The following is a 10,484-nucleotide window of genomic DNA, read 5'->3' on the forward strand; positions in this document are numbered from 1 at the left end:
ACATGACCGGCGACGTTGAGGACAAGGGCATGAACCGCCGTAGGCTGCTCGGCACCACCGCCGCGGCCGGTGTGGCGGGCGCCGCGGTCGGCGGTGGCGCGGTTTCGCGCCTCGGCGGGCTGGTCGCGCCGGCGGAGGCGCAGACGCGCCCGCAGCAGCAGGCGCGCCCCGCCGCCCGCCCCACGGCGCAGCGCGCGGAGGTCGGGCCGGGCGAACTCGACGAGTATTACGTGTTCTTCTCCTCCGGCCAGAGCGGGGAGGTGCGGATCGTCGGCCTGCCCTCGATGCGCGAGCTGATGCGCGTGCCGGTGTTCAACCGCGACAGCGCCACCGGCTGGGGCCAGACCAACGAGAGCCTGCGCGTGCTGAACGGGAACCTGACGCCGCAGACGCGCGACTTCCTGAGCAAGACCGGCAAGGCGTCCTACGACGCGGGGGACCTGCACCACCCGCACCTGTCGTTCACGGACGGCACCTATGACGGGCGCTATGTCTTCGCCAACGACAAGCTGAGCACGCGCGTATGCCGCATCCGCCTCGACGTGATGAAGTGCGACAAGATCATCCAGCTGCCGAACCAGCACACGGTTCACGGGCTGCGCGTGCAGAAGTATCCGCGCACCGGCTACGTCTTCTGCAACGGCGAGGACGGGGTGCCGATCCCGAATGACGGGCGCGACCTCGACAAGCCGGCGGAGTACAGGTCGGTCTTCAGCGCCGTGAACGGCGACACCATGGAGGTCGCCTGGCAGGTGATCGTGGACGGCAACCTCGACAACGTGGATGCCGACTACCAGGGCAAGTACGCGTTCTCGACCTGCTACAACTCCGAAGGCGGCGTGAATCTCGCCGAGATGATGGCCAACGAGCAGGACTGGGTCGTCATCTTCAACATCGGTCGTATCGAGGAAGCGGTGCGGACCGGTCGGGCGCAGATGATCGGCGGCGTGCCGGTCGTCGACGGCAGGCACGGTTCGCCCTTCACCCGCTACGTGCCGGTCGCCAACAGCCCGCACGGCATCAACACGGCGCCGGACGGCATCCATGTGGTGGTGAACGGCAAGCTCTCGCCGACCGTCACGGTGTTCGACGTGCGCAAGTTCGACGATTTGTTCGACGACAAGATCCAGCCGCGCGGCACGGTGGTCGCGGAACCGGAACTCGGTCTCGGGCCGCTCCATACCGCCTTTGACGGCAAGGGCAACGCCTTCACGACGCTGTTCATCGACAGCCAGGTGGTGAAGTGGAACATCGAGGCGGCGAAGCGCGCCTTCGCCGGCCAGCAGGCCAATCCGATCGTCCAGAAGCTCGATGTCCACTACCAGCCGGGCCACAACCATACCTCCATGGGCCAGACCAAGGAGGCGGACGGGAAGTGGCTGATCAGCCTGAACAAGTTCTCGAAGGACCGCTTCCTGAACGTCGGTCCGCTGAAGCCGGAGAACGACCAGCTGATCGACATCTCCGGCGACCGCATGATCCTGGTGCATGACGGGCCGAGCTACGCCGAGCCGCATGACGCCACCATCGTGCACCGCTCCAAGATCAACCCGGTGCATGCGTGGAAGCGCGACGATCCGTTCTTCGCCGAGGCAGTGCGCCAGGCACGCGCCGATGGCGTGGACCTGATGGCCGACAGCAAGGTGGTGCGAGACGGCGACAAGGTGCGCGTCTACATGACATCCCAGGCGCCGCAGTTCGGCCTGGAGCAGTTCCAGGTGCGCCAGGGCGACGAGGTCACGGTCTTCGTCACCAACATCGACGATGTGGAGGACCTGACGCACGGCTTCGCCATCGTGAACTACGGCATCAACATGGAGGTGGCGCCGCAGGCGACCGCATCCGTCACCTTCAAGGCGGAACAGGCGGGCGTGTACTGGTACTATTGCTCCTGGTTCTGCCACGCCATGCACATGGAGATGAAGGGCCGCATGCTGGTGGAGGCACGCAGCGCGTGATGCCTTCGCACATCATCCCCGGGCTGTTGGCGGCGATCGCGGCTATGGCGGCGCCTGCCGCCCTCGCCGCGCCGCCCGTCGCGCCCGGGGAGGATGTGCAGGCGGCGGTGGATGCGACGGAACCGGGCGGCACGGTGGAACTGCTGCCCGGGCTCCATCGCGGCCCGGTTCGCCTGGAGCGGACCGTCGCGCTTGTCGGGCGCGACGGCGCCGTGCTGGACGCAGGGGGGCAAGGGAGCGTCGTCTTCGTCACCGCGGAAGGCGCGGCGGTGCGGAACCTGGCGCTGCGGGGCTCGGGTTCCGACCACGTCGCCATGGACAGCGGCGTGTACCTGGAACGCACGGCACGAGGCGCCCTCGTGGAGGGCAACCGGATCGAGGGCAACCTGTTCGGCGTCTATGTCCATGGCGCGCCGGACGCCGTGGTGCGCGGCAACAGGATCACCGGGCGCCGCGATGCGCGCACTTCGGAACGCGGCAACGGCGTCACCGTGTGGAATGCGCCGGGCGCGCGGGTGGAAGGGAATGACGTCCGCTACGGGCGCGACGGCATCTTCGTCGTCACCAGCAGGCAGAACGTCTTCTCGGGCAACCGCTTCCGCAACCTGCGCTTCGCGGTGCACTACATGTACACGAATGACAGCGAAGTCTCCGGCAATGCCTCGATCGGCAACCATGTCGGCTACGCCATCATGTATTCGCAGCGGCTGCGCGTGACGGGCAATCTCTCGGATGGCGACCGCGACAACGGCATGCTGTTCAACTACGCCAACCAGTCGGAGATCTCCGGCAATCACGTACGCGGCCGCAGCGCATTCCGGGACGAGAGCCGCACACCGGGCGCCGCGGAGGACCGCGAGCACACGGCCCTCGCCACGCCCGAGGTCGGCGGCGCACACCCCGGCAAGTGCGTCTTCATCTACAATTCCAACCGCAACCGCTTTGTCGGCAATCGCTTCGAGGCCTGCGGCATCGGAGTGCATTTCACCGCCGGGTCGGAGGGCAACACCATCACCGGCAACGCCTTCATCGCCAATCGCACACAGGTGAAATACGTCGGCACGCGTCACCTTGATTGGTCGCGCGACGGCCGCGGCAATTACTGGTCCGACAATCCGGCCTTCGACCTCGACCGCGACGGCATCGCCGATGCCGCCTACCGGCCAAACGACCTCGTGGACCGCGTGCTCTGGACCGCGCCGCGCGCGAAGATCCTGTTGAACAGCCCCGCGGTGCAGGTGCTGCGCTGGGCGCAGTCGCAGTTCCCCGCGATCCTGCCGGGCGGCGTGGTGGACAGCCATCCGCTTGCGGTCGCGCCGCCCGCGCCCGATTCCGCGCCGGAGTGGCGGCCATGAGGGCGGACGCGCCGGCCATCGCGCTGGAACAGGTGGCGAAGCGCTACGGCAAGGTGGAAGCCGTGCGCGACGTTTCCTTCACCCTGCCGCAGGGCGTGCTGGCTGCGTTGGTGGGCCACAACGGCGCCGGCAAGACGACGCTGATGAAGATGATGCTGGGTCTCGCGCGCCCGACCGCGGGGCGGATGCTGGTGCTCGGCCGCGACCCCTCCGCGGGGGGGATCGAGGCGCGCCGGCAACTCGGCTGCCTGCCGGAGAACGTCACCTTCAACGCGGCCCTGACGGGTCGCGAGATGATCCGCTTCTTCGCCCGCCTGAAGGGCGAATCCACCAAGGCCGCGGACGGGCTGCTGGAGCGCGTCGGCCTCGGCGCGGCGGCGGGGCGCAGGATCGGCACCTATTCGAAGGGCATGCGCCAGCGCCTTGGCCTGGCGCAGGCTCTGCTCGGTTCGCCACGACTGCTGCTGCTGGACGAGCCGACGACGGGGCTCGACCCCGAGGTGCGCCAGGGCTTCTGGAGCATCCTGGCCGAGTTCGTCGCGCGCGGGACGACCGTGCTGCTGTCCTCCCACGCCCTCGAGGAACTCGAGGGGAAGGCCGAGCGGGTGATCATCCTGGACCGGGGCCGCGTCGTCGCGGACGGCGCCATGGATGAACTGCGCCGCCTCGCGCGGCTGCCGGTGCGCATACGCGTCCGGCTGGCAGCGGGTGCGTCGCGCGATTGGCTTCCGTCCGATGCCGTGGTGCTGCAGGACCGCGACGCCTGCGAGGTCGAGATGGCCTGCGCGCCGGAGGAGAAGATGGACCTGCTGCGCCGCGTGGCGGCCGAAGGCCGCGCGACCGACCTCGACCTGCTGCCGCCGACGCTCGACGAGCTCTACGCCCATTTCCTCCAGGGACGTTCCGATCTGGAGGCGCGGCCATGAAGGGCCTGCTCCTGGTTGCCGGCAAGGAGATCCGCGAGGGCATGCGCAACCGCTGGGTGGTGGCGGCGACGCTGCTGCTGGCGGCGCTCGCGCTGACCCTGGCCTTCCTCGGCGCGGCGCCGGCCGGGCGTGTCGGCGCCGGCGCGCTGGAGGTCGTGGTGGTGAGCCTCTCCAGCCTCTCGATCTTCCTGCTGCCGCTGATCGCGCTGCTGATCTCCCACGACGCCATCGTGGGCGAGATGGAACGCGGCACCATGCTGCTGCTGCTGAGCTACCCGCTGACGCGCTGGCAGGTGGTGGTCGGCAAGTTCCTCGGTCATGTCGTCATCCTCGGCGTGGCCACGCTGGTCGGCTACGGCGCGGCGGCGGTTGCGCTCGCGGTGGCGGGGGAGGCGATCGCCGCGGACAGTTGGCGTGCCTTCGCGCTGATGATCGGCTCCACCGTGCTGCTCGGCGCGGCCTTCGTGGCGCTCGGCACCTTCGTCAGCGCGATGGTGGAGGCGCGCGGCACGGCGGCCGGGATCGCGGTCGGCCTGTGGCTGCTTTCGGTGCTGATCTGGGACATGGCGTTGCTCGGGATGCTGGTGGCGGACCAGGGGCAGACCATCGGCGCCGCGATGCTCGATGCGTTGCTGCTGCTCAATCCGGCCGACGCCTATCGACTGTTCAACCTGGCGGGGCTGCCGAATGTCGGCCAGCTCTCGGGCATGGGGGGGATCGCCGAGGGTAGCGGTCTCTCGGCGCCTGTGCTGCTGGGCGCCCTTGGCGCCTGGGTGCTGGTCCCGTTGGCCGGTGCCGTCGCCGTCTTTGCACGGAGGGAATTATGAGACCTCTGCTTCCCGTTCTCGGCCTGTTCGCCGCACTGCTCGTCGGCGGCTGCGACAACAAGGACAGCGCCGCCAACGCGCCGCCGCCCGTCGCGTTGACCGCCGAGGCGATCGGCCATTACTGCGGCATGGCGCTGGTGGAACATTCGGGGCCGAAGGGGCAGATCCTGCTGCGTGGCAGCGACCGGCCGGTCTGGTTCTCCTCGGCGCGGGACGCCATCGCCTTCACCATGCTGGCCGAGGAGGCGAAGACGCTGCGCGCGATCTACGTCTCCGACATGGGCCGGGCCGAGACCTGGGACCAACCTGGCGCGACGAACTGGGTGGAGGCGCGGCGCGCCCATTTCGTGGTCGGTAGCGACCGCCGCGGCGGCATGGGCGCGGAGGAGGCGGTGCCCTTCGGCGACCGCCAGCTCGCCGAGCGCTTCGCCGCCGAGCATGGCGGCCGGGTGCTGGCCTTCACGCAGATCCCCCGCGACTGGGTGCTCGGCGGAGAGGGCGCCCCGACCCCCGCACCGAGTGGTCCGGCAGCGCCACGTCACACCCATTGAGGCAGTGAGGCCATGCAGCGTCGCCTGTCCCGTCGTCGCGTCCTCGCCATCGCCGCCGTCGCGGCCGGGCTGCCGCTGCCGGGAGCGGCGGAGGAGGCCCTGGATGCGCCGCTGGTCACCTGGACGGGGCAGGTTCTCGGTGCTGTCGGCAGCATCTCCCTGCGGCATCCGGACCGTGCTGCGGCCGAGCGCATCGTCGCCCACTCCGTGGCGGAGCTTCACCGGCTGGAGGCCTTGTTCAGCCTCTATCGGCCCGACAGCCTGCTGGTCGAGTTGAACCGGCGGGGCGTGCTGGCCGCGCCCCCGCCGGAGATGCGGCAGATCCTCGATGCCGCGCTGCGCGTCGCGTCGCTGACGGGCGGGGTTTTCGACCCGACGGTGCAGCCATTGTGGCACCTCTACCGCGCGCATTTCACGCGGTCAGGGGCCGATCCGGCGGGACCGCCGGCGCCGGCCATTGCCGAGGCGCTGGACCGTGTCGGCCATCGCCATCTGCGCGTCGGGCCGGATGCCATTCTCTTCGCGCGGCGCGGCATGGCGGTCACGTTGAATGGCATCGCGCAGGGCTACATCACCGACCGCGTGGTGGATCTCCTGCGCGCAGAAGGCATTGCCCATACGCTGGTCGACCTGGGCGAGGCGCGCGCCTTCGGCACCCATTCGGCGGCGCGTCCCTGGCGGGTCGCGCTGGAGGACCCGGCCGCGCCGGAGCATCCCTGGAAGACGTTGGACCTGGTGGATCGTGCCTTGGCGTCTTCGGGCGATGACGGGTTCGTCTTCGATGCGGAAGGCCGCTTCACGCACCTGCTCGACCCGCGCACGGCATTGAGCCCCAGGCTGCACCGGGCGGTGTCTGTCCTGGCACCGGAGGCGACGACGGCGGACGCGCTCTCCACCGCCTTTGCGCTGATGCCGGAGGACGCCATTGCCTCGACGCTGCGCGGCCTGCCGATGGTCGAGGCCCATCTTCTGCGCCACGACGGAAGCGCGGCGGCGCTGCGGGGCGGGTAATTTTCGCGGGCCGGTTGGCATCCGGGCGTCACGCACCGCGATCCGCCTTGGCACATTGATCCGCTGCAATCCGGCCACCCGCAACTCCTTTCGGCTGCTTCGGGTTGCACCATGGGCCCCGCGTTCGGATACGCCCGGCATTGATGTCGGGCGCATCACGCGAAGACGGGTCCAGCCCATCATTTGACCGCGGCTCACCGGGGCTCATAGGCTTCCGCCCAACACGCGTGAACGAAAGCAGGAAACGCCATGCAACGTCGCACCCTTCTGCAGGGCGCCGCCGCCGGTGCCCTCGCCGCCGCGGCCCCGGCCATCGCCCAGCCCGCCCGCACCGCGACGCTGCGCTTCGTGCCGCAGGCGAACCTCACCGCGCTGGATCCCATCTGGACCAGCGCGATCGTCACGCAGATGCACGGCTACCACGTCTACGACACGCTCTATGCCGTGGACGGGACGCAGCAGGCCCGGCCGCAGATGGCCGAAGGCCACACCGTAAGCGCCGATGGTCGGCTCTGGCGCATCCGCCTGCGTGAGGGCCTGCGCTTCCACGACGGCGAGCCGGTCCGCGCGCAGGATTGCGCCGCGAGCCTGGAACGCTGGTCGAAGCGCGACCCCTTCGGGCAGATACTCGCCGGCGTGGTGGAGCGCTGGGCCGCGGCCGACGACCGCACGCTGGAAATCCGCCTGACGAGGCCCTTTCCGCTGCTGCTCGATGCGCTCGCCAAGCCCGATGCGAACGTCCCCTTCATCATGCCGGAACGCCTGGCGCGCACCGATGCCAATACGCAGGTGGCCGAGGTCGTCGGCTCCGGCCCCTACCGCTTCCTGCGCGACGAGTTCGTCTCCGGCAGCCGTGTCGTCTATGCGAAGAACGACGCCTATGTGCCGCGGCAGGAGGCCTCGGACTGGGCCTCCGGCGGCAAGGTCGCGCATTTCCCGCGCATCGAGTGGCATATCCTGCCCGACCCGGCGACCGCCGCCGCGGCGCTCCAGAGCGGGGAGGTGGACTGGCTCGAACAGCCGCTCTCCGACCTGATCCCGACGCTGCAGCGCAACCGTAACATCGCCGTGGAGATCCTCAACCCCGCCGGCCTCATGTCCATCATGCGGCTGAACCACCTGCAGGCGCCGTTCAACGACCTCAAGACCCGGCAGGCCGTGGCGCTGGCGGTGGACCAGCCGGAATACATGCAGGCGACGCTCGGCGGCGACCGATCCGTCTGGCGCGAATGCCGCAGCCTCTTCCCCTGCGGCACGCCGCTCGGCGTCGAGGACCTTTCCGAATTCAACGCTCCGCCGCGCAGCCTGGACCGCGCGCGGGCGGCGTTGCAGGCCTCGGGCTACAAGGGGGAGAAGGTCGTCATCATCAATCCGACCGACTTCCCGCTGATCGGCCCGCATGGCCAGGTCACGGCGGACCGGCTGCGGCGCATCGGGATGAACGTCGAGCTGGCGGAAACCGACTGGGGCACCGTGGTCCAGCGCCGCGTCCGGCGGGAACCGGTGGACCAGGGCGGCTGGAGCATCTTCCACACCTACGGCTCCTCGCTCGCCTACCTCAACCCGGCGGTCTCGTCGCTGGTGAAGGGGCCGGGGGCCGCCGGCTGGTTCGGCTGGTACACCAGCCCGCGCATGGAGGAACTCGTCCAGTCCTGGCTCGGCGCGTCGGAGCCTGAGCGGCAGCGCAGCTTGGCAAACGAGATCAACAAGCTGGCGCAGGACGACGTCGCCACCATCCCGCTCGGCCAGTTCTTCATCCGCACGGCGCACCGGCGGAGCATCACGGGTCTGGCCAAGGGCAGCATGCCCTATCCGTGGGGCGTGCGTCCCGTTTGAGGCGCCCAGGACGGCGCAAGCCAGCGCTGCTTTGGCAGAAGGTTTGTGGTCTTTCCTGCTCTCCGGTTCCCCTGGCCGCACATGCTCAATCCATGCGGGGGCGGCTTCGGGGAGCCGCCGATGGCGAGAGAGGAAGATGGGGACTGGCGTGCCGAGCCGGCGCGGTGGCTGGCGCCGTTTCCCAATCGGCTTAGCCACGAGGCTCGGCCGCGCACGTGCCCGCTCTACGTCGCGGGTCCGATCGGTCCCGGTGGCCGCACGTGCATTCACCCGATGGCAGAACGGCCGCGACTCCGAGCGCATGGCCGGTCAGCCCTCGAGCGGCAATCGCGCGGTGGTGGCGGCCCCAATGCCGAACTGGCCCCGGTCACGACGGCATGGCGTGGCGTGGCAATGAACATGCGCCTGTGCCCCGATCGTTGACGACAATCGCGGGACCTTTCGGCAGGCTCCTGAGGAGAGGCGTTCAGGCCTGCACGCAGGGCTCCGCGAGCCGCAGGCGCGCTGCGGAACTGCCCGCCGCCAGGTCGACGACCTCGCCCACCAGGACGAGCGCCGGACCGCCGCGGGACCAGCCCTGGCCGTCGCGCGCGATTGAGGACAGCGTCCCCGCAAGGACGCGCATCTCGGCCGTGCCGCCATTCTCGACGATCGCCGCAGGCGTCGAGGCGTCGAGGCCGGCGCACAGGAGACCCGCCTCGAGGTCGCGCAGCGTCGATATCCCCATGTAGACCGCGAGCGTCTGGCCCGGCCGTGCCAGCGCCTCGAAATCGAGGTCGAGCCGCCCTTCGCGCGTGTGTCCGGTGACGAAGGTAACGGCGCGCGCCGCGTCCCGGTGGGTCAGCGGAATGCCGGATTGCGCGGCACAGGCGAGCGCCGCGGTGACGCCCGGCACGACCTCGTGCGGAACGCCTGCGCGGGCGAGGGCGTCGGCTTCCTCCCCACCGCGGCCGAAGACGAAGGGATCGCCGCCCTTGAGGCGCACCACGCGCTTCCCCGCCTGCGCCAGGCGGACCAGGAGGGCATTGATCTCCTCCTGCGGCAGGCAATGGTTGGCGCGTGCCTTGCCGACGAAGATGCGCTCCGCGTCGCGCCGCGCCATGTCGAGCACCGCATCCGAAACCAGCCGATCATGGACGATGACATCGGCCTCGCCGAGAAGGCGCTGCGCGCGCAGGGTCAGCAGGTCGGCCGCGCCGGGCCCTGCGCCCACCAGGTGTACGAAGCCCGCGGACGCGGCATCGGCGGCATCCAGCGCGCGGGCGAAAGCCGTCTCCGCCTCCGTCGTCCGGCCGGCGAGAGCGAGGTCCGCGGCGGGCCCGGCGAGCACGCGCTCCAGGAAGCGCCGCCGCGCGCCGGGTTCTGGCAGGACACGCCTGACGGCAGCGCTCATGCGGCCGGCCAGCGCGGCGAGCAGGCCGAGCGTCGGCGGCAGCATTGCCTCGATCCTCTGCCGCACCATGCGCGCCAGCACCGGGGCGGCGCCGCCGGTCGAAACCGCGACGGTCACCGGATCGCGGTCGATGATCGCCGGCATGATGAAGGAACAGAGTTCCGGCCGGTCGACGATGTTCACCGGGATGCCGCGCGCCTGCGCGGCGGCCGAGAGGGCCCGCAACTCGGCCTCCTCCGCATCCGCGCCCACGGCGAGCGCGACGCCGTCGATCAGTTCCGGCGCGAAGTGCGCGGCCCGGCGAACCCTGGCCCCGGCAGCGGCGAGCGGCGCCGATTTCCGCTCGGCGGCCTCACCGGCGCCGAGCACCAGCACGTCGCGCCCCAGCAGGTCGAGGAAGGCGGGGAAGTGGCGCATGGTCAGGTGGCCTCCCGCGCGAGGAGCGAGGCGATCTCAGGCCGGCAAGAGCCGCAACCGGTGCCGGCGCGAGTCGCGGCGCCGACGCCGGTGACGTCCGCTGCGCCGGAGGCGGCGATCGCGGCCGCGGTGACGCCGTGACAGGCGCAGACCATCGGCGAGGGCGGCGGCCCGTCGGCGCGGCGACCGACCAGCAGCGCCGCGCGATCG

9 protein-coding genes are annotated in these 10,484 nt (G+C 70.4%); 7 read left to right on the plus strand and 2 right to left on the minus strand.

Translation table 11 applies throughout. The features are described from left to right. The first annotated feature begins 2 nt into the window (after positions 1-2). The 7 genes from nosZ (at position 3) to GXW76_RS19245 (ending at position 8,464) form a co-directional block, all read left to right on the plus strand. Positions 3-1,958 (plus strand): TAT-dependent nitrous-oxide reductase, encoded by a 1,956-nt coding sequence (gene nosZ / locus GXW76_RS19215; RefSeq protein ID WP_211863716.1) that lies wholly within the window; start codon positions 3-5, stop codon positions 1,956-1,958. Further along, positions 1,958-3,313 carry a nitrous oxide reductase family maturation protein NosD gene (locus tag GXW76_RS19220; RefSeq protein WP_211863727.1) on the plus strand — a complete coding sequence of 452 codons (1,356 nt, stop codon included), beginning with the start codon at positions 1,958-1,960 and terminating at the stop codon, positions 3,311-3,313. The genes nosZ and GXW76_RS19220 overlap by 1 nt, the downstream gene beginning before the upstream one ends. Next, the gene (locus tag GXW76_RS19225; protein ID WP_211863717.1) at positions 3,310-4,239 is read left to right on the plus strand and encodes an ABC transporter ATP-binding protein; all 930 of its coding nucleotides are present in this window, start codon (positions 3,310-3,312) and stop codon (positions 4,237-4,239) included. The genes GXW76_RS19220 and GXW76_RS19225 overlap by 4 nt, the downstream gene beginning before the upstream one ends. Next, positions 4,236-5,066 (plus strand): ABC transporter permease subunit, encoded by an 831-nt coding sequence (locus GXW76_RS19230; RefSeq protein ID WP_211863718.1) that lies wholly within the window; start codon positions 4,236-4,238, stop codon positions 5,064-5,066. Before GXW76_RS19225 ends, GXW76_RS19230 begins: the two co-directional genes overlap by 4 nt. After that, positions 5,063-5,617, plus strand: coding sequence for a nitrous oxide reductase accessory protein NosL (locus GXW76_RS19235; RefSeq protein WP_211863719.1), 555 nt, complete (start codon positions 5,063-5,065; stop codon positions 5,615-5,617). Before GXW76_RS19230 ends, GXW76_RS19235 begins: the two co-directional genes overlap by 4 nt. A gap of 12 nt (positions 5,618-5,629) precedes the next feature. Next, on the plus strand, positions 5,630-6,628 hold the full coding sequence (locus tag GXW76_RS19240) for an FAD:protein FMN transferase (RefSeq protein ID WP_211863720.1): 999 nt from the start codon (positions 5,630-5,632) through the stop codon (positions 6,626-6,628). 249 nt (positions 6,629-6,877) lie between these two features. Then, positions 6,878-8,464, plus strand: a complete 1,587-nt coding sequence (locus tag GXW76_RS19245; RefSeq protein ID WP_211863721.1) for an ABC transporter substrate-binding protein — start codon at positions 6,878-6,880, stop codon at positions 8,462-8,464. Positions 8,465-8,930: 466 nt separating this feature from the next. Here GXW76_RS19245 and cysG read toward each other — a convergent pair whose 3' ends face one another. Next, the gene (cysG, locus tag GXW76_RS19250) at positions 8,931-10,274 is read right to left on the minus strand and encodes a siroheme synthase CysG (protein WP_211863722.1); all 1,344 of its coding nucleotides are present in this window, start codon (positions 10,272-10,274) and stop codon (positions 8,931-8,933) included. A 2-nt stretch (positions 10,275-10,276) separates the two neighbouring features. After that, positions 10,277-10,484 (minus strand): (2Fe-2S)-binding protein (locus tag GXW76_RS19255; protein WP_211863723.1); only part of this gene is annotated, 208 nt, incomplete at its 5' end.

It is taken from the genome of Neoroseomonas soli (assembly GCF_018129065.1).
Classification (GTDB): domain Bacteria; phylum Pseudomonadota; class Alphaproteobacteria; order Acetobacterales; family Acetobacteraceae; genus Neoroseomonas; species Neoroseomonas soli.

Coding starts and splice junctions, on each gene's coding strand:
- nosZ (WP_211863716.1), top strand. CDS start 3: ATGACCGGCGACGTTGAGGACAAGGGCATGAACCGCCGTAGGCTGCTC.
- GXW76_RS19220 (WP_211863727.1), top strand. CDS start 1,958: ATGCCTTCGCACATCATCCCCGGGCTGTTGGCGGCGATCGCGGCTATG.
- GXW76_RS19225 (WP_211863717.1), top strand. CDS start 3,310: ATGAGGGCGGACGCGCCGGCCATCGCGCTGGAACAGGTGGCGAAGCGC.
- GXW76_RS19230 (WP_211863718.1), top strand. CDS start 4,236: ATGAAGGGCCTGCTCCTGGTTGCCGGCAAGGAGATCCGCGAGGGCATG.
- GXW76_RS19235 (WP_211863719.1), top strand. CDS start 5,063: ATGAGACCTCTGCTTCCCGTTCTCGGCCTGTTCGCCGCACTGCTCGTC.
- GXW76_RS19240 (WP_211863720.1), top strand. CDS start 5,630: ATGCAGCGTCGCCTGTCCCGTCGTCGCGTCCTCGCCATCGCCGCCGTC.
- GXW76_RS19245 (WP_211863721.1), top strand. CDS start 6,878: ATGCAACGTCGCACCCTTCTGCAGGGCGCCGCCGCCGGTGCCCTCGCC.
- cysG (WP_211863722.1), bottom strand. CDS start 10,274: ATGCGCCACTTCCCCGCCTTCCTCGACCTGCTGGGGCGCGACGTGCTG.